At 60.1% G+C, this 17,413-nt stretch carries 17 protein-coding genes and 1 pseudogene; 9 read left to right on the top strand and 9 right to left on the bottom strand.

Annotation, left to right across the window (positions count from 1 at the left end; translation table 11 throughout):
- Positions 1-189: 189 nt before the first annotated feature.
- The gene (locus JQF37_RS25145; protein ID WP_130210370.1) at positions 190-648 is read right to left on the bottom strand and encodes a VOC family protein; all 459 of its coding nucleotides are present in this window, start codon (positions 646-648) and stop codon (positions 190-192) included.
- 315 nt (positions 649-963) lie between these two features.
- Between JQF37_RS25145 and JQF37_RS25140 the strand changes: the two genes are divergently transcribed.
- From JQF37_RS25140 to JQF37_RS25130, 3 genes are all read left to right on the top strand, one after another.
- Positions 964-2,178: an SfnB family sulfur acquisition oxidoreductase gene (locus tag JQF37_RS25140; RefSeq protein ID WP_130210368.1), complete on the top strand. Its 1,215-nt coding sequence runs from the start codon at positions 964-966 to the stop codon at positions 2,176-2,178.
- 2 nt (positions 2,179-2,180) lie between these two features.
- A complete protein-coding gene (locus JQF37_RS25135; RefSeq protein WP_130210366.1) occupies positions 2,181-2,846 on the top strand; it encodes a methionine ABC transporter permease in 666 nt (221 codons plus the stop codon).
- A gap of 74 nt (positions 2,847-2,920) precedes the next feature.
- Positions 2,921-3,691 (top strand): MetQ/NlpA family ABC transporter substrate-binding protein, encoded by a 771-nt coding sequence (locus JQF37_RS25130; RefSeq protein WP_090468149.1) that lies wholly within the window; start codon positions 2,921-2,923, stop codon positions 3,689-3,691.
- 212 nt (positions 3,692-3,903) lie between these two features.
- Here JQF37_RS25130 and JQF37_RS25125 read toward each other — a convergent pair whose 3' ends face one another.
- From JQF37_RS25125 to msuE, 4 genes are all read right to left on the bottom strand, one after another.
- The gene (locus JQF37_RS25125; RefSeq protein WP_047527301.1) at positions 3,904-5,007 is read right to left on the bottom strand and encodes a sigma-54 dependent transcriptional regulator; all 1,104 of its coding nucleotides are present in this window, start codon (positions 5,005-5,007) and stop codon (positions 3,904-3,906) included.
- A 24-nt stretch (positions 5,008-5,031) separates the two neighbouring features.
- Complete coding sequence (locus JQF37_RS25120; protein WP_130210364.1) at positions 5,032-6,219, bottom strand: acyl-CoA dehydrogenase family protein; 1,188 nt, start codon at positions 6,217-6,219, stop codon at positions 5,032-5,034.
- 146 nt (positions 6,220-6,365) lie between these two features.
- On the bottom strand, positions 6,366-7,511 hold the full coding sequence (ssuD, locus tag JQF37_RS25115) for an FMNH2-dependent alkanesulfonate monooxygenase (RefSeq protein WP_130210362.1): 1,146 nt from the start codon (positions 7,509-7,511) through the stop codon (positions 6,366-6,368).
- Positions 7,512-7,521: 10 nt separating this feature from the next.
- On the bottom strand, positions 7,522-8,085 hold the full coding sequence (gene msuE, locus JQF37_RS25110) for an FMN reductase (protein ID WP_130210360.1): 564 nt from the start codon (positions 8,083-8,085) through the stop codon (positions 7,522-7,524).
- Between the two features lie 490 nt (positions 8,086-8,575).
- Between msuE and JQF37_RS25105 the strand changes: the two genes are divergently transcribed.
- The 4 genes from JQF37_RS25105 to JQF37_RS25090 all read left to right on the top strand — a co-directional run bounded on the left by JQF37_RS25105 (position 8,576) and on the right by JQF37_RS25090 (position 12,799).
- Entirely contained in the window at positions 8,576-8,845 is a 270-nt protein-coding gene (locus JQF37_RS25105) for a hypothetical protein (protein ID WP_130210358.1), read from the top strand.
- Positions 8,846-8,946: 101 nt separating this feature from the next.
- Positions 8,947-9,561 carry a LysE family translocator gene (locus JQF37_RS25100; protein WP_130210356.1) on the top strand — a complete coding sequence of 205 codons (615 nt, stop codon included), beginning with the start codon at positions 8,947-8,949 and terminating at the stop codon, positions 9,559-9,561.
- A gap of 204 nt (positions 9,562-9,765) precedes the next feature.
- Positions 9,766-10,923 (top strand): aminotransferase class V-fold PLP-dependent enzyme, encoded by a 1,158-nt coding sequence (locus JQF37_RS25095; protein ID WP_130210354.1) that lies wholly within the window; start codon positions 9,766-9,768, stop codon positions 10,921-10,923.
- A 64-nt stretch (positions 10,924-10,987) separates the two neighbouring features.
- Complete coding sequence (locus JQF37_RS25090; RefSeq protein ID WP_130210352.1) at positions 10,988-12,799, top strand: aminopeptidase P family protein; 1,812 nt, start codon at positions 10,988-10,990, stop codon at positions 12,797-12,799.
- Here JQF37_RS25090 and JQF37_RS25085 read toward each other — a convergent pair.
- Entirely contained in the window at positions 12,792-13,712 is a 921-nt protein-coding gene (locus JQF37_RS25085) for a LysR family transcriptional regulator (RefSeq protein WP_189340468.1), read from the bottom strand. The genes JQF37_RS25090 and JQF37_RS25085 overlap by 8 nt on opposite strands.
- Before the next feature lie 100 nt (positions 13,713-13,812).
- On the opposite strand from JQF37_RS25085, the gene JQF37_RS25080 reads away from it, so the two are divergent.
- Positions 13,813-14,811 (top strand): zinc-dependent alcohol dehydrogenase family protein, encoded by a 999-nt coding sequence (locus tag JQF37_RS25080; protein ID WP_130210348.1) that lies wholly within the window; start codon positions 13,813-13,815, stop codon positions 14,809-14,811.
- A gap of 58 nt (positions 14,812-14,869) precedes the next feature.
- Here the strand turns inward: JQF37_RS25080 and JQF37_RS25075 are convergent.
- Positions 14,870-15,061, bottom strand: a pseudogene (locus JQF37_RS25075) (SDR family NAD(P)-dependent oxidoreductase); the annotation flags it as partial.
- Here JQF37_RS25075 and JQF37_RS25070 point away from each other — a divergent pair.
- Complete coding sequence (locus JQF37_RS25070) at positions 15,055-15,570, top strand: TetR/AcrR family transcriptional regulator (RefSeq protein ID WP_130210346.1); 516 nt, start codon at positions 15,055-15,057, stop codon at positions 15,568-15,570. The pseudogene JQF37_RS25075 and the gene JQF37_RS25070 sit on opposite strands and share 7 nt — an antisense overlap.
- Positions 15,571-15,585: 15 nt before the next feature.
- On the opposite strand, the gene JQF37_RS25065 is transcribed toward JQF37_RS25070, so the two are convergent.
- Both JQF37_RS25065 and rhtA read right to left on the bottom strand, forming a co-directional pair.
- Positions 15,586-15,867 (bottom strand): hypothetical protein, encoded by a 282-nt coding sequence (locus JQF37_RS25065; RefSeq protein ID WP_130210344.1) that lies wholly within the window; start codon positions 15,865-15,867, stop codon positions 15,586-15,588.
- Between the two features lie 167 nt (positions 15,868-16,034).
- Complete coding sequence (rhtA, locus tag JQF37_RS25060; RefSeq protein ID WP_130210342.1) at positions 16,035-16,922, bottom strand: threonine/homoserine exporter RhtA; 888 nt, start codon at positions 16,920-16,922, stop codon at positions 16,035-16,037.
- Between the last annotated feature and the right edge of the window lie 491 nt (positions 16,923-17,413).

Raw genomic sequence — 17,413 nt, 5'->3', positions numbered from 1 at the left:
GGTCGATCCAGGTCCGGTCGCCGCTTTTAACGGCGCGACAGGACTGTATCTAGATAAGACGGATGAGCATGGGAAATCCCGAAGAGGGATATGAAAGAAAATATTTCGTATTTCGAGAGGGCGTTTCTTTCGGGAGGCGTGTTGCTACCTGTGGCGAGGGAGCAAGCCCCCTCGCCACCCGTGAAATGACTAACCCTGCTGAAACATCTCCTTTGCCCGCTGCTCGATCTGCTCCTGGGTCAAATCCTCCTTGCGCGTGGCCAGGAACCACAGATGGCCATAGGGGTCTTTCAACGTCCCTGAACGGTCGCCATAAAACTGATCCTTGACCTCCGACACCACAGTGCCGCCCGCCGCGATGGCCTGGTTATACGACTTGTCCACATCGGTCACATACAAATGCAGCCCCACGGACGGCGACTGGTCCGGATTGCTCAACGGGCCTTGATCGCACGGTGTACCGAGCATGATCGGGCAGTCGCCGATGCGCAGTTCGGCGTGACCGATGCCGCCGTCCGGCATGGACAGGCGCATGACCTCAATCGCGCCGAAGGCTTTCTTGTAAAAGTCGATGGCTTCGGCCGCTTTTTTGATGCCCAGGTACGGGGTGATGCTGTGGTAACCCTCTGGAATGGGTTTGACGCTCATGATCGTTCTCCCTGATTTTGTTGTAGATGGAAGATCTCACTCGCTGCTTTTCAGCAGGACTTCCCAGTGTAGGTCCTGACGAAAAAGGCGATGTCTTGTGTTTGATCTTCAGCACTCGCCGAGTTCACAAAAAAAGATCACAGCGCTCGGCAGCAGCGCCACTGTCCGGCAATCAACAGTGAAGCAACAGATTGCCTTGACTTCGGCATTGTCGAACCCGCCAGAACCCGTTGAAGTGCCCGGAAACACGGGCTCTCGCAGTCAGGCACAGAAGCTGCAATGACCTTCGGTAAACACTGGTATCGAGAGTCTTGTATGTCTGAATCTGCCGTTTATCCGATCAACCCGCCGGCCGCCCACCGGATCGCCAGCGAAGCCGAAGCCCTGTGCGTGGCCGAGCATGTCGCCACGATTCTGTTGGAGCAGGACGCCGAACGTGATCGCACCCGCCAGGTGCCCGCCGATGTCGTCGATCTGTTCTCCAACAGCGGCCTGTGGGGCATTACGGTGCCCAGGGAATTTGGCGGAGCACAGGTGTCCTCCGCGGTGCTGGCGCAGGTGATCGCGATCATCTCGGCGGCCGATCCGTCCCTGGGGCAGATCCCGCAAAACCACTACTGCCTGCTGGAAGACATTCGTCTGCAGGGCACCCCGGAGCAGCAGGCGCATTTCTTTGAGTTGGCACTGCAGGGGCATCGGTTCGCCAACGCCTTGTCGGAAACCGGCGGCAAGAATGTGCAGGACATTCAGGCGACCATCCGCCGTTACGGCGACGGCCATGTGATCAACGGGCGCAAGGGGTATTGCACGGGTTCGTTGTATGCGCACTGGCTCGCGGTGCTGGCGCTGGATGAAGAGCAGAAAGGCCAGTTGGCATTCGTCCAGCGAGGCACTCAAGGGCTGGTGATCGTCGACGACTGGGACAGCATCGGCCAGCGCACCACCTCCAGCGGCACCGTGCTGGCCGAAGATCTGCACGTCTCGGCGTTCAACCTGTTCCCGACGTATCGTTCCTATGAAAGCCCGACCCTGGCCGGCCCGTTCGCCCAGCTGACCACCGCGGCCATCGATGCCGGCATTGCCCGCGCCGCCCTGCGCGACACCATCGCCTTTGTCCGGCAATTCGCCCGGCCATGGATCGACTCGGGTGTGGAAAGGGCCAGCGAAGATCCGCTGACCATCATTCAGGTCGGTGGCCTGGACATTCGCCTGGAAGCCGCCGAAGCCTTGCTGGAACGGGCAGGACGGGCACTGGACGCGGCGCGCCCGGCACCGGATGAGGACAACGTGGCCCTGGCATCCCTGGCCGTGGCCAGAGCCAAGGTGCTGACCACCGAGATCGCCATTGAAGCGAGTAACAAGCTGTTTGAACTGGGCGGCACTCGTTCGACCCTGAAGAAACACAATTTCGACCGCCACTGGCGCAACGCGCGGGTGCATACCCTGCACGATCCGGTGCGCTGGAAATACCACGTGGTCGGCAACTGGCTGCTCAACGGCGTGAAACCGCCGCGTCATGACTGGTCGTGACCATGGCTGAATGGTTCAAGAACATTTATTGGGCCGACATCGGCCAGGCCTGCCTCGACACCCTGAGCATGCTCGGCGCGGCCCTCGGTTTCACCGTGTTGCTGGGCCTGCCGCTGGGGGTGCTGCTGTTCCTTACCGGCAAGCGCCAGTTGCATGAAGCGGTCGGGGTTTACCGGGTGCTGTCGGTGATCGTGAACATGCTGCGTTCGCTGCCGTTCATCATTTTGCTGATCGTGCTGATTCCCCTGACCACGTTACTGGTGGGCACGTCCCTGGGCGTGCCGGGGACCATTCCGCCGCTGGTGGTCGGTTGCACGCCATTCTTCGCGCGGCTGGTGGAAACCGCGTTGCGCGAAGTCGATCGCGGGGTGGTGGAGGCGACCCAGGCCATGGGCGCCAACACCTGGCAAATCATCCGCTTCACCTTGCTCCCCGAGGCGAGAGGAGGGCTGCTGGCGGCGGTGACAGTCACTGCCATCGTGCTGGTGGATTACACCGCGATGGCCGGGGTGATCGGCGGCGGTGGTCTGGGTGACCTGGCGATCCGCTATGGCTACCAGCGTTTCCAGACCGACGTGATGGTGGTCACCGTGGTGCTGCTGTTGATCCTGGTCCAGGCCCTGCAAATGAGCGGCGACCGACTGGTGGCGCGCTACAGCCATCGATAAACATTCTGTTCAAAACCAACAATCGGCCCCACGTCCGCCCCACGACGGCCACTCTATCTGCCTAGGAGCACAACATGAAAAAGACCCTGGCCGTTCTGGCTGCCTTGATTTCTCTGAGCGTTCACGCCAACGAAAAACTGACCGTCGGCGCCACGCCGGTGCCGCACGCGGAAATCCTCGAATTCGTCAAACCGACCCTGGCCAAGGAAGGCGTGGACCTGGACATCAAGGTCTTCACCGATTTCATCCAGCCCAACCAGCAGCTGGCGCTGAAGAACCTCGACGCCAACTACTACCAGTACCGGCCGTTTCTCGATGATTACAACAAGACCCGCCACACCGACCTGGTGCCGGTGGTCGGTGTGCACATCGAACCGTTCGGGGCTTATTCGACCAAGATCAAAAACATTTCCGAGCTCAAGGACGGCGCCACCGTGTCGATCCCCAACGACCCGGTGAACACCGGTCGCGCCCTGGTGCTGCTGCACGAAGCGGGGCTGATCAAGCTCAAGGACCCGAGCAACACCCTGGCGACGCAACGGGACATCGCCGAAAACCCCAAGCACCTGAAAATCCGTGAGCTGGAAGGCGCGCTGCTGGCGCGTTCGGTGAGTCAGGTGGACCTGGCATTCGTTTTCGCCAACTACGCGCTGGAAGCGGGGATCGATACCAACAGTGCGTTGATCGTCGAGAAGGGCAAGAGTCTGTACGTCGAATTCCTGGTGGCGCGGCCGGACAACATCAACGATCCGGGCGTGCAGAAACTGGCCAAGGCGTTGAACTCCGATGAGGTTCGGCAGTTCATTTTGACGCGCTACAAGGGGCAGATTGCGCCGGGGTTCTAAGCTTCGGTTGATCTTGAGGACGCCATCGCGGGCAAGCCGCGCTCCCACAGCTTTTTGGGTCGTTCACGAAATGTGCAAACGACCCAAACCCTGTGGGAGCGTGGCTTGCCCGCGATGGCCGCGCCGCAATTTCAGATCTGTCCCGGAGGCCAATAGCCACGTTCCCGAGTACATCAGCAACCGAAATCCGCAGCAGTCGGCCCTGGCGCCTGTTAGATGGACAACTGCATCAAGCGCTCGCCCTGCACGTTTTCCGTCGGTCGTCGCTTGTTCACCGCCAGTTCGCCGATCTTGATCAGGCGCGTGCGGGTCACGTTGCGGCTCAAGCCCAGCAGCGCGGCGGTGTGCACCTGGTTGTAATGGCTGAAGCGATAGGCTGCCCTCAGCAAGGCGTCCTCGACTTTTTCGTGCAGCGCGCCGGCCTGTTCCTCGAACAGCTTTTGAAACGCCCGGTCGAGCAGGGCCTCGGCGCAATCGTCGACCTGGGTGTGGTGATCGTCCTGGCGTTCGATGCGCATGTTGGACAGGCGCAGGTCATCGCGTTCGATGATGCCGTTGCGGCAAATCAGCAGGGTGTGGTGAATGACGTTTTCCAGCTCACGGATGTTGCCCGGCCAACTGTAGCTGCGCAGTTTCAGTTCGGCTTCTTTGCTGATGGTGATGCTGCCGTAACCGAGGCGCTGACTGTAGGCGTCGATGAAGTGACGGGTCAGGGGCAGGATGTCGCCGGGGCGATCTCGCAGCGGGCTCAGCTCCAGGCTGACCACGTCCAGCCGGTAGTACAGATCCTCGCGGAAATGGCCGGCGTTGATGGCTTTCTCCAGTTGCACGTTGGTCGCTGCCAACACCCGCACGTCGATGGGAATGCTCTTGCGCGAACCCAGGCGCACCACTTCACGCTCCTGCAGCACCCGCAACAACTTGACCTGAATGGCCATCGGCAAATCACCGATTTCATCGAGGAACAGGGTGCCGCCGTCCGCCTCCTCGAACCAGCCGGCCTTGGCGCTGAGGGCGCCGGTGAAAGCGCCTTTTTCGTGGCCGAACAGCTCGGCCTCGACCAGTGATTCAGAGAACGCACCGCAGTTCACTGCCACAAACGGCCGGTTGCGCCGGGCACTGAGGTTGTGGATATGGCGCGCCACCAGCTCTTTGCCGGTGCCGGTTTCGCCAATGATCAACACACTGGCTTCGCTCGGGGCGACTTGTTGCAAGTGGGCGAGCAAGGCCTGGGATTTCGGGTCTTCGAACACCTGGGCCGTGGCGCGGATCGACGTGGCCAGAGCGGGCGAGGGCGGTAAGGTCAGCAGTTGCATGGGGCACGCTCCTTGGTTGGGAAGCTATGAATAGAAAGTCGGAATCGGCAAGGCCTGGTTCAGCGCCCAGTCACCCAGTTCATGGAGTTTGTAATCCACCGGGTCGTGCAGGGTTTGCGTGCGCAGGTTGCGCCAGTGGCGGTCCAGGCGCAGCGAGGCGTGGGTCGAGCGAGCGCCGGTGACTTCGAACAAGCGGCTGCACAGTTCCAGGCCATTGCGCGTGGCGGCGACCTTGGCCGTGGCGATGGCGGTGGCCAGATGTCCGCGCTCTTCGGCGCTAAGGTTCGGGCCTTTCGCCCAAGCCTTGTCGAGCAAATCAGCTGCGCGCTCCACCAACAGCCGCACCCCTTCGAGGGCCACCCAGAATTCACCGTAATGGCCGAGTACATAAGGGTCTTGGCTGACTTCCTGGGCACTGGATTTGTGCCATGGCCGAGTCTCGGTCTGCGTGTACTGGCGCGCTTCTTCGAACGCTCCCTCGGCAATGCCGAGGAACATATGGGTGAACGTCAGCTGGGCAATCAGTGGGCGCAAGCAGGCGAACGGCGTGCTCAACGGCCCCGGATCAAGCAGCAGTTCCGATTCTTCGACCCGCACCCGTTCAAAGGTGGCGCTGCCGCTGTCGGTCTGGCGCTGGCCCATGTTGTTCCAGTCATTGTGCAAGGTGATGCCGCTGCGACCGCTGGGGATGGCGGCGATCAACAGCTTGCCGCCCGCACTTTCGTCCACCGCCGAAGCGATCAGCATCTCCGAATCGCTGGCGCCGGAGCAGAAGCTTTTCTTGCCGGAAAACTCGCGCCAGCCATCAAGCTTTTTCACCACGGTGCGGGTGTCCAGCGGGTTGAGGGCATTGCCCCAGAACCAGTTCTTGCGCGCCGTTTGTTCAAACCATGGCTGCCATTGTTCGGGGCGGGCGAACAGGCGCACGGTGGCGAGCATCAGGTGATGGAAGCCGAACACATGGGCAATCGAACTGTCGACCTTGGCGAATTCACGCACGATGGTCAGGGTTTCACTCCAGCTGGCGCCGAGGCCGCCGAACCGGGTGGGAATGCTTAACGCGAGCAGCCCGCTGTGGCGCAGCGCATCACGCTCGGCCTTGGGCGTACCACCGCGTTCGTCGCGCTCGACGGCGGTCAGGGCAAATTCGGCGGCCAATTGACGGGCGGTCTGCAATGGGGGGATCAGGGCGCTTTGCGGCTTGGCAGTCACGCTGTTTTCCTTTTTAAAAGACGCAGGTCCCCTGTAGGAGTGAGCTTGCTCGCGATGGAGAACAACGATTACGCGGGATGTCTGAATGACAGCGTCATCGTTGACGACCATCGCGAGCAGGCTCGCTCCTACAGGTAGTGCGTGGGTCAGGCCGTGGTTTTGGTCGGCAGCACATCATTGGCGATCATTTCGCCAAACGGCCCGGTGAGATTGGTGACGCCACGCCCGGCGAGACTCGCGTACGGCTCGGGCAGCAGCGGGAAGACCAGTTCGGCGAAGCGATACGCCTCTTCGAGATGCGGGTAACCGGAGAAGATGAAGCTCTCGATCCCCAGGTCCGCGTACTCCTTGATGCGCGCGGCGACCTGCTGTGGGTCGCCGACCAGCGCCGTCCCGGCACCGCCACGCACCAGGCCGACACCGGCCCACAGATTGGGCGAGATTTCCAGGTTGTCGCGACGCCCGTCATGCAGCGCGGCCATGCGCCGTTGACCCTCGGAGTCGAAGCGCGAGAACGACTTCTGCGCGGCGGCAATGGTTTCGTCGCTGATGTGTTCGATCAGTTTGTCTGCGGCTTTCCACGCTTCTTCGGCGGTTTCGCGGACGATCACATGCAAGCGAATCCCGAACTTCACCGTGCGCCCGTGACGGGCGGCACGTTCACGGACATCGGCGAGTTTCTGCGCCACGGCGGCCGGTGGTTCGCCCCAGGTCAGGTAGACATCGACCTGCTCGGCGGCCAGGTCGTGTGCGGCATCGGACGAGCCGCCGAAGTACAGCGGCGGATAAGGTTTCTGCACCGGTGGATACAGCGCCTTGGCATTCTGTACCCGCAGGTGTTTGCCTTCGAAGTCCACCGATTCGCCTTGCAATACCCGGCGCCAGATTTTCAGGAACTCGTCGGTGACTTCATAGCGTTCGCTGTGATCGAGGAAGCTGCCGTCGCCACGGTTTTCGTCCGGATCGCCGCCGGTCACGACGTTGATCAGCAAGCGGCCACCGGATAGTCGATCCAGGGTGGCGGCCATGCGTGCCGACACGGTGGGCGAGATAATGCCCGGACGGATCGCCACCAGATAACGCAAGCGTTCGGTGAGCGGCACCAGGGCTGAAGCGATCACCCAAGAGTCTTCGCAGGAGCGCCCGGTGGGAATCAATACGCCGTGGTAGCCGAGGCTGTCCGCGGCCTGTGCCACTTGTTTCAGGTAGTTGAGGGTGACCGGGCGTGCGCCCTGAGTGGTGCCCAGGTAATGCCCGTCGCCGTGGGTCGGCAAAAACCAGAAAACATCCATGACGAATTCCTTAAGCGATTTTCAGCAGATTGTTGGGGTGCACGCTGAACAACGGCGCCGCGCGTTCTGCAGCCAGTTGAATGCGGGCCCTGAGCAGTTCGCTGGTGATCTGGTAATTGGAGAAATCGGCTTCGGTGGCATAGACGCCAATGGGCAAGGTCAACGCCTGGAAGAAACTGAACAGGGGGCGCAGCTGATGATCGAGCACCAGCGCATGACGTTCGCTGCCACCGGTGGCGGCCAGCAGTACCGGGGTGTTCACCAGTGCATTCAGATCGATCAGGTCGAACAGGTGCTTGAGCAGGCCAGGGTAGGAGCCGCGATAAACCGGTGCGGCGACAATCAGCAGATCGGCGTTTTCAATCGCTTGCAGTTCGGCTTCGACGTCCTCACTCAGTTCCTGGCGAGACAGCGCCGCGCCCAATGGCCGGGCGATGTCACCCAGTTCGATCAACTTGCTCTCGATCGGCAGTTGCTCGGCCAGTTGCGCCAACAGCGCTTGGGTCAGCACCAGGGTGCGGGAGGGACGCCAGGTGCCGCCGGAGACGGCAACGACTTTCAATGGACGCGACATGATCAGTTCCTTTTTAAACAGTTGCTGTGGGAGCAGTGAGTCATCACTGGGCTTTTCCCCATTGAGCAAGAGCTGTACCAATCCCTCGAAGCCACGTTTTACGGGGCTTGCAGCGAGTTGATCAGACCGCGCTGTTGATTTCCAAGGGCTGTTTGTTGATTGACTGTTGCCTGGCGAACAGTTGCGTGAGCAACAGTGCGTCAGGGGATGCAGTTGTTATAAAGGCAATTTGTTATTCCTCAAAAGATCGTTGGTTGATATTTATAGATCATTTGGAAATATAAAGATCCCAATAGAGCTGGCTTGTCGGCGATGTCGGCACCTGGAACAGCGCAAGGTTCAAGGTCGACACGCCCCCGAGACGGCGCCTACGGTCTGGCAACATCAGGAAAACTCGATAGCGACTATCGAGAACGATGATTTTTACCCGGCCAGAGACGCGAGTAGCCTGTGTTCATTGCCCCGAACCCAGATGCCAGGACGCCTGAACATGAAACCTCTGATCGCCACGTTGTTGCTGCTGACCGTCTCCGTTCTCGCCGGATGCGCCAGTCAGACTTCGCCGGAGTTGCGCCCTTACACCGCTGAAGAAACCAGGGAGCTTGCGCTGGAGGCGTTGAATCGCCGGGGTCTGTCCTTCGACGAATACCAGGCGAAAAAAGCTGAATTGCTCGGCGAACCGCAAAAATCGTTCGGCTTCGACAAGCAGGGTGAGATGAACGCTGGACGCGCTGTACAGCTTCACGGTCGTCCTAGCTAAGCGAAAACTGTACTGCCGGAAGTTTTACCCAACTGTCCGTGGGTTTCACCCGGGGTGTGCGATAGGGTCGTTACTTGATCGACCCTGATGGACTGCCACCCATGACACTCTCGCTTGATCTGCTGCTGGGCTTCGCCCTGTTCGCCCTTGTCACCTCAATCACGCCAGGCCCGAACAACACAATGTTGCTGGCATCCGGGGTGAACTTCGGCTTTAACCGCACCATTCCTCACATGCTCGGCATTACCTGCGGATTTTTCGTGCTGGTCGTGGCGGTGGGCTTTGGCCTGGGCGCGGTGTTTCAGACGTATCCATTGCTCTACACCGCGCTGCGTTATGTCGGCGCTGCGTATTTGCTGTATCTGGCGTGGAAAATCGCCCATTCCGGGCCGGTCTCGGACGGCGAACAGGCTGGAGGGCAACCCATCAGCTACTTCGGCGCCGCTGCATTCCAATGGGTCAATCCCAAAGCCTGGATCATGGCCATTGGTGCCATCAGTACCTACACGCCGATGCAGGGTTACTTCACCAATGTCATCGTGATTGCCGCGGTATTCGCCCTGATCAACCTGCCGAGCGTTGGCGTTTGGGCTGCGTGCGGCACGCTGTTGCGCAACGTCCTGAAGGACCGTCGCTGGTTGCGCCTGTTCAACTGGGGCATGGCCGCGTTGCTGGTGGCTTCGCTGTATCCGCTGCTGCTCGAAAGCTTTCGCTGACGCATTGCTTCAACCGGTCGCCCGATGCCTGTTAAGCTCGCTTTTCAGGAGCGTTCCTACGCACTTTTAATGAAGTGGTACTTCTTTAACAGCATCCGATCAGGTATTGGTAACGTTCTGAAACCGGGCGCCGCTCACGAGGCTGCGTGTTGATGTTTACAGTGACGAGCCTCCTGATCCCGGAACACGCTCTGCGAGTCTTTTATGAATAAACGTCCGTTGTATTTCGACTATGCCGCCACCACGCCGGTGGATGAGCGGGTCATCAAGGTCATGGTCGAGTGTCTGGGTTTCAGCGGCAACTTTGGCAACCCGGCATCCAGCTCCCACGCATTCGGCCAGCAGGCCCGGCAAACCGTCGAGCAGGCCCGGCGCCAGGTCGCCGAACTGGTTGGCGCCACGCCTGAACAGATCGTCTGGACTTCCGGCGCAACCGAATCGAACAACCTTGCCCTCAAGGGTGTTGCCCAGGCCCGCGGCGTTGCCGGCGGCCACATCATCACCAGCCAGATCGAACACAAGGCCATCCTCGATACCGCAAGACAATTGCAGGACGCGGGTGTGGCAGTGACCTATCTGGTGCCGGACGGCGACGGCCTGATCACCGCGCAAGCCGTCAGCGAAGCCATGCGCGAGGACACCTTCCTGGTGTCGCTGATGCTGGTCAACAACGAGCTGGGCACGGTTAACGACATCCCGGCCATTGGCCAGGTGGTGCGTGATCGCGACGCCTTGTTTCATGTCGACGCGGCGCAGGGGGCAGGCAAAGTGCAGATCGATCTGGCGCAATGGCCGGTGGATCTGATGTCGTTCTCGGCGCACAAAATCTATGGGCCCAAAGGCATTGGTGCGTTGTATGTCGGGCCGCGCGCGCACCAGCGTTTGCAGGCGCAGATTCATGGTGGCGGTCACGAGGGCGGCTTGCGTTCCGGGACCCTGGCCACCCACCAGATTGCCGCCATGGGCGCGGCATTCGCTCTGGCGGCGGCTGCGTTCGATGAAGAAAAAGCCTTGATCGTGCGTCTGCGTGAACGCCTGCTCGATCAATTGCTGGGCATTCCCGGCGTACGCCTCAATGGCAGCCCGACCCGACGCATCCCCCATACCCTGAGCCTGACCTTCAGTGAGGGCGAGTTCAATTCGGCGGCGTTGCTCGCGTCGATCGCGTTTTCCGCGACCTCGGCCTGCAATTCCGCGAGCAATGCTCCGTCCCATGTGCTGCTGGCCCTGGGGCATGACGCTCGTTCGGCGAGTCGCACCATTCGCTTGAGCCTGGGGCGTTTCACCACCGAGCAGGATATCGATCAAGCGGTACAACTGATTAAAACGGCCTGCGCCAGTGCTCCGGCATTCTGGCAGTAGTGCCTCGAAGCGCCGACACCGATCGGCGCTAAACAATAATGATGAGTGGTTAGCAGGAGTCATGATGAGTACGCAGTCTTCGATCAATGGATCGGTGCCCCAGCGCCTGGCGCAAACCCGTGAACTGATGAGCCGCGAGGGCATTCACGCCCTGCTGGTGCCGTCGGCCGACCCGCACCTGTCCGAATACCTGCCGGGCTACTGGCAGGGGCGGCAGTGGTTGTCCGGCTTCCATGGCTCGGTCGGCACCCTGATCGTGACTGCGGACTTTGCTGGCGTCTGGGCCGACAGCCGTTACTGGGAGCAGGCGACCAAGGAACTCAAGGGCAGCGGCATCGAACTGGTCAAGCTGCAACCGGGTCAGCCGGGGCCGCTGGACTGGCTGGCCGAGCAAACCCCGGAAGGCGGTGTGGTCGCGGTCGATGGCGCGGTGATGGCCGTGGCCTCCGCACGTACCTTGAGCGGCAAGCTGGAAGAACGCAGCGCTCGTCTGCGCACGGATATCGATCTGTTGAGCGAGGTCTGGAGCGACCGCCCGAGCCTGCCGAACGAGCCGATCTATCAGCACTTGCCTCCGCAGGCGACCGTCAGCCGTGGCGAAAAACTCGCCAAACTGCGGGAAACCCTGCAGGCGCGCGGCGCTGACTGGCACTTCATCGCCACCCTCGATGACATCGCCTGGCTGTTCAACTTGCGCGGCGGCGATGTGTCGTTCAATCCGGTGTTCGTTTCCTTCGCCTTGATCAGCCAGCAGCAGGCAACCCTGTTCGTGGCACTGAGCAAGGTCGATGCCGAACTGCGTGCGGTCCTTGAACAGGATGGCGTGACCCTGCGCGATTACAGCGAAGTGGCCGAAGCACTGCGCGCCGTTCCGAAAGGGGCGAGCTTGCTGGTCGACCCGGCGCGGGTCACGGCAGGATTGCTGGATAACCTCGACAGCGGCGTCAAGTTGATCGAAGGCTTGAACCCGACCACCCTGGCCAAGTCGCAAAAAAGCCTGGCTGACGCCGAGCACATCCGTCAGGCCATGGAACAGGATGGCGCGGCGCTTTGCGAATTCTTCACCTGGCTGGACTCGGCACTCGCGGGCAGCGAGCGCATCACCGAGCTGACCATCGACGAGAAACTGACCGCCGCCCGTGAGCGCCGTCCGGGTTATGTGTCGCTGAGCTTCAACACCATCGCCGCGTTCAACGCCAACGGCGCCATGCCGCATTACCACGCCACCGAAGAAGAACACGCGGTGATCGAAGGTGATGGTCTGCTGCTGATCGATTCCGGCGGCCAGTACCTGGGGGGCACCACGGACATCACGCGGATGGTACCGGTCGGTACACCGACGGCCGAGCAGAAGCGCGATTGCACCCGTGTGCTCAAAGGCGTGATTGCCTTGTCCCGTGCACAATTCCCGAAAGGCATCCTGTCGCCGCTGCTGGACTCGATCGCCCGTGCGCCAATCTGGGCCGAAAGCGTCGATTACGGCCATGGCACCGGTCACGGCGTTGGCTACTTCCTCAACGTTCACGAAGGTCCGCAAGTCATTGCCTATCAAGCCGCACCTGCACCGCAAACCGCGATGCAACCGGGCATGATCACCTCTATCGAACCAGGCACTTACCGTCCGGGCCGCTGGGGTGTGCGGATCGAAAACCTGGCGATGAACCGCGAAGCAGGCACCAGCGAATTCGGCGAGTTCCTGAAATTCGAAACCCTGACCCTGTGCCCGATCGACACTCGTTGCCTGGAGCCGTCGCTGCTGACGGAAGAAGAAAAGCAGTGGTTCAATGCTTATCACGCCGAAGTGCGCAAGCGCTTGAGCCCGTTGCTCGATGGTGCGGCCCTGGAATGGTTGAACACGCGCACCGCGGCTATTTGATCGCCTGCAAGTCGGGCGCTGCTTCCAGCGCCTGGCTCATGTAGTCGACAAAGGCTTTGACCCTGGCGGATTGACGACGATTCGCCGGGGACACCGCGTGTATCGGCAGCGATTGCGCAGTGTAATTCTGCAGAATCGCGGTCACTCTCCCGGCTTTCAGATCCTCGCTGAACAGCCACACCGGCGACATTGCAATGCCCAGGCCACCCAGCACCATCTCGCGAATCGCCTCGGAGTTGTTGCTTTGGGCGTTGCCCTTGATCCGCACCTCATGAAGTTGTCCATCGCGCTGGTAAACCCACAGGTTCTGACTGTTCAGCAGGTTGAATAGCAGGCAGTTGTGTTCGCTCAATTGCTGCGGTGTTTGTGGTTCACCGTGTTGCTTGAGGTAGGCGGGCGTTGCGACGGTTACCCGGTGGGTGGTGCCGATGTGACGAGCGATCAGGCCACTGTCATTCATTTGTCCGATCCTGAACGTCACGTCCAGGCCTTCGCTGACCAGGTCCTGGTTCTGATCATTCAGTTGCAGGTCGATTTCAATCTCTGGATATCGCTTGAGGAATGCCGGCAGGCGCGGAGCAATCTGCAAGCGCCCGAAGCTGACCGACGAGCCGATGCGCAGATGACCGGCAATCGTTTCCCTGCCGGATTGGAAGCTGTGCTCGGCTGCATCGACGGCGGCGAGGATTTGTCGGCACTCGTTGTAGTAGCGCTGGCCTTCATCGGTCAGGGATAACCGACGGGTACTGCGTGCGATCAGCTTTCCACCCAGCTCGATTTCCAGTGCGCGCAGTACTTTGCTGATGGTCGGCTGGCTGGTCTGCATTTCCCGGGCGACGGCGGAAAAGCTGCCGCGTTCGACCACCCGGACGAAAATCGCCATTGCATGGAGTTTGTCCACGGGATTTCTCATTGATGCCATATGGGAATGGTCACTATAGCTATTCGGCGTCTTATCGGCATGAGTGGCTTGCTGGAAGATGGCTCTACCACCTTTGACGGGAGTAGCCGAAATGAATGACTCAATGCATATGCGCGCGCTGATTGTTGACTCTGCTAATGCACCTCTGCGCCTGGCTTCGATTCAGCGACCGGTGCCTGGAGCGGGACAGGTACTGGTGCGGATCGCGGCCAGCGGGGTCAATCCGTTAGACGGGAAAATTCGTTCGGGCCAGGCTGCCCATGCTCGCCAGCCACTGCCAGCGGTACTGGGTATGGATCTGGCGGGCACCGTCGAAGCGTCAGGCGAGGGCGTCAGTGACTGGCTGCCCGGCGATGAGGTGTATGCCATGGCGACAGGAATCGGCGGTGTCCAGGGTTCGCTGGCTGAGTACGCGGTGGTCGATGCGCGTTTGCTGGCGCGCAAGCCGGCCAATCTGAGCATGCGCGAAGCGGCGGGATTGCCATTGGTGCTGATTACGGCGTGGGAAGGATTGGTCGACCGCGCTCGGGTGCGTGCGGGTCAGAAAGTGCTGATTCACGGTGGTGCAGGAGGTGTCGGGCATGTGGCGGTGCAAATCGCCCGCGTGTTTGGTGCCGAGGTGTTCGCCACCGGGTCGGCGGGGCAGCAGGAAATCATCGAAGGCTTGGGCGCGACCTTCATTGATTACCGAAAGACGTCGGTGGAGGCCTACGTGGCTGAGCATACGGACGGGGAGGGTTTTGACATTGTCTATGACACGGTAGGCGGTGAAACCCTGGATGCGTCCTTCAAGGCGGCACGGGTCTATCACGGTCATGTGGTAAGTTGTCTGGGTTGGGGGCAGCACAGCCTGGCGCCGCTGTCCTTTCGCGGTGCAACCTATTCCGGCGTGTTCACCTTGTTACCGTTGTTGACCGGGAACGGGCGTGAGTACCATGGCCGGATCCTTCAGGAGGCGGCGCGACTGATCGAAGCGGGCAGTGTGGTGCCCATTCTCGATCCGCACCGGTTCAACCTGGAATCCGCCGAGGTCGCCCATGAGCTGCTCCTGTCGGGAGCGGCGCAAGGGCGGTTGGTCATCGATATTTAACTCAGAGCGTCCAGGACGACCTCCAGACGATCCTGGCCGAAGAACAACTGATTATCTTGAATACGAACGCCTCGATGGGGCCAATTTCGCTTTCGATCTGTTCGACCCGTGCGATCACGTCATCTTCCTTGCGTGCATCGCAGGCAAAACCATGGGCCTCGTGACCATTGGCTTTGATGGCATCGACCAGTGGCTGGAGTTTGTTCGCACTGCGCCGGGTGAGGCAGGCGATGAAACCTTCCTGTGCAAAGCAGTTCGGTGTCGGCCAAGAAGTCTGGTTTTTCCAGCGTGGGCGTGGACGGCTTGATGAAAGCGATCGGTTTGAGCGGCGGCGCGTTCTACAACCATTTCTCGTCGAAGGACGAGCTGTTCGCGTCCATTGTCGAGCGTGAGCTGCGTCAAAGCCTGGAACGGCTGGGGGCTGATCAGGACCGGGATAGACTCGAGCGATGCTTGAAGCATTACTTGAGCATGTCCCATGTCGATCATCCGGAAACCGGTTGTGCATTACCGGCCCTGGGTGCCGAGATCGCCCGTTCCGACGTAGTGATACGGCAGCAGGCAGAGCACTGGATCTGCCAGCTTCAGGAAAGCTGGGCGCAGGTGCTGGAGAGCGACAGCCTGGCTTGGGCCATTCTGTCGCAATGCATCGGGGCGTTGGTGGTGGCGCGGATGCTCGTTACTCCGGAGCTGCAGCGCAGGGTGCTGAAGTCCAGTTACGATGAGACCAGCCGCCAGATTGCAAGTCCGAGAGCCTGACACGGAGGCTTCAAGCTATTTGCAGATGACGATCATGCTGCGGCTTGTATACCCGGCCGGATTGAGGCCAAAAGGGTAGTCCCCTGGCTCTTCCACGACATCCCCTGACTTGGCGATGACTTTGTAGCCCTTGGGCGCGCATGAGTTCGCGGCGCTCTCATAACACTTGTCCCAGGAAGACGACAGCCCGGAACAGTTGATATGCAGTCCTTTCTTGCCGTGTTTGATCTGGGTTTTGGATGTCGCCGCGCAGCCCGCAACTGCAAGTACGGCGATCAGTATCAAAATTCGTTTCATTGCTGTCCTTGTAGCGTCCCGGGTCTTTTGCCCGGGTTCGGCTGTAATCGCTTACGCATGAAGCGTTCTGATATCCCTGTCTTGAAAAGTCCATGTCTGTCACTGGGTTGCGGGCCTAAACATGGCCTAATTGAGCGGTAAATACCAGAGTCTCGTCAATTCCTGTATCAATCCGCCGCAACAGCGGGCTTTGCGGCACTGCCCATCGTCATGGTGGCACCGACGGAAGCCAGAATGATGCACAGGATGGCCATCCACTGTGACAGCGACAAGTACTCATGGAGGAACAGCAACCCTGAAAGGGCGCCAATAGCGGGTTCAATACTCATTAATGTGCCGAAAGTCCTGGCCGGCATGCGTGTGAGGGCGACCATCTCCAGGGTGTAAGGCAGTGCGGTGGAGAGAATGGCGACGCCGAGGGCGATCGGGATCAGTGAGGGGGTCAGCAGCGCTGCGCCCGCATGAACAATCCCGATGGGGGCTACGAACAGCGCAGCAATCATTACTCCCAGCGCGGCGGTCTGCACACCATTGTCGGCACCGGCCTTTTGGCCGAAAAGAATGTACAGCGCCCAGCAGGCACCGGCCCCCAACGCATAACCGGCACCCACCAGATCGATGCTCGCTGTGGTTGCTCCTGTGGGAATTAACAGCAGGAGACCGACGGCTGCCAGGGCGATCCACAGAAAGTCGATAGCGCGGCGTGAAGCGTAGATGGCAACTGCCAATGGCCCGGTGAACTCCAGCGCCACCGCGATCCCTAGCGGAACGGTGCGCAAAGACATATAGAAGAGGAAGTTCATTCCGCCCAGCGCCATGCCATAGACGATGACAGTGCGCAGAGATTTTGCCGTGAGCTTCGCCCGCCATGGTCGGAGCAACAGCAGCATGATTACGCTGGCAAAGATCAGGCGCAGGGTGGTGGTCCCTTGTGCGCCGACAACAGGGAACATGCTTTTGGCCAGGGAGGCTCCGGACTGGATCGATGCCATGGCTATTAATAGCAGGCCGACCGAAAACAAGGTCGAGGCAAGGCTGCGAGGCTGATCATTCATTGAGTGGCATCGTCCGAAGTAGAGAGCTTGGGGGTATTGTTCTTGGTAATGGGCAATATACTGCGCAATCGTTACAGGCGCGTCTATATATAAGCGGTGATTTTGTCTGTCTGATAGAAAACCCAAATCAGTGCTTGACGGCAGATTCTGGAAGCCTATAATTCGCCCCACTTCCGGCGCAGTCGAAACTGAAAACTCCTTGGAATACAATGAGTTACGCAGTTTTCGGCAGCAAGTTGCTTCAGGTCATCGAAGCGCGAAGGAAGTTGAAAAAGAGGTGTTGACAGCAGCGAGTAACGCTGTAGAATTCGCCTCCCGCTGACGAGAGATCGAAAGCGCAAGTGGTTGAAGTTGTTAAGGAATCCTTGAAAACTTCTGAAAATAATCACTTGACAGCAAATGAGGCTGCTGTAGAATGCGCGCCTCGGTTGAGACGAAAGCTCTTAACCAACCGCTCTTTAACAACTGAATCAAGCAATTCGTGTGGGTGC

Origin of the sequence: Pseudomonas sp. MIL9 (assembly GCF_016887925.1) — a bacterium.
GTDB lineage: Bacteria > Pseudomonadota > Gammaproteobacteria > Pseudomonadales > Pseudomonadaceae > Aquipseudomonas > Aquipseudomonas mohnii.
This window is presented reverse-complemented; position numbering and strand designations above follow the sequence as displayed.

Coding starts and splice junctions, on each gene's coding strand:
- JQF37_RS25095 (WP_130210354.1), top strand. CDS start 9,766: ATGAATAAACGTCCGTTGTATTTCGACTATGCCGCCACCACGCCGGTG.
- JQF37_RS25125 (WP_047527301.1), bottom strand. CDS start 5,007: ATGCAACTGCTGACCTTACCGCCCTCGCCCGCTCTGGCCACGTCGATC.
- JQF37_RS25105 (WP_130210358.1), top strand. CDS start 8,576: ATGAAACCTCTGATCGCCACGTTGTTGCTGCTGACCGTCTCCGTTCTC.
- JQF37_RS25080 (WP_130210348.1), top strand. CDS start 13,813: ATGAATGACTCAATGCATATGCGCGCGCTGATTGTTGACTCTGCTAAT.
- JQF37_RS25140 (WP_130210368.1), top strand. CDS start 964: ATGTCTGAATCTGCCGTTTATCCGATCAACCCGCCGGCCGCCCACCGG.
- msuE (WP_130210360.1), bottom strand. CDS start 8,085: ATGTCGCGTCCATTGAAAGTCGTTGCCGTCTCCGGCGGCACCTGGCGT.
- JQF37_RS25085 (WP_189340468.1), bottom strand. CDS start 13,712: ATGAGAAATCCCGTGGACAAACTCCATGCAATGGCGATTTTCGTCCGG.
- ssuD (WP_130210362.1), bottom strand. CDS start 7,511: ATGGATGTTTTCTGGTTTTTGCCGACCCACGGCGACGGGCATTACCTG.
- JQF37_RS25090 (WP_130210352.1), top strand. CDS start 10,988: ATGAGTACGCAGTCTTCGATCAATGGATCGGTGCCCCAGCGCCTGGCG.
- JQF37_RS25065 (WP_130210344.1), bottom strand. CDS start 15,867: ATGAAACGAATTTTGATACTGATCGCCGTACTTGCAGTTGCGGGCTGC.
- JQF37_RS25135 (WP_130210366.1), top strand. CDS start 2,181: ATGGCTGAATGGTTCAAGAACATTTATTGGGCCGACATCGGCCAGGCC.
- rhtA (WP_130210342.1), bottom strand. CDS start 16,922: ATGAATGATCAGCCTCGCAGCCTTGCCTCGACCTTGTTTTCGGTCGGC.
- JQF37_RS25130 (WP_090468149.1), top strand. CDS start 2,921: ATGAAAAAGACCCTGGCCGTTCTGGCTGCCTTGATTTCTCTGAGCGTT.
- JQF37_RS25100 (WP_130210356.1), top strand. CDS start 8,947: ATGACACTCTCGCTTGATCTGCTGCTGGGCTTCGCCCTGTTCGCCCTT.
- JQF37_RS25145 (WP_130210370.1), bottom strand. CDS start 648: ATGAGCGTCAAACCCATTCCAGAGGGTTACCACAGCATCACCCCGTAC.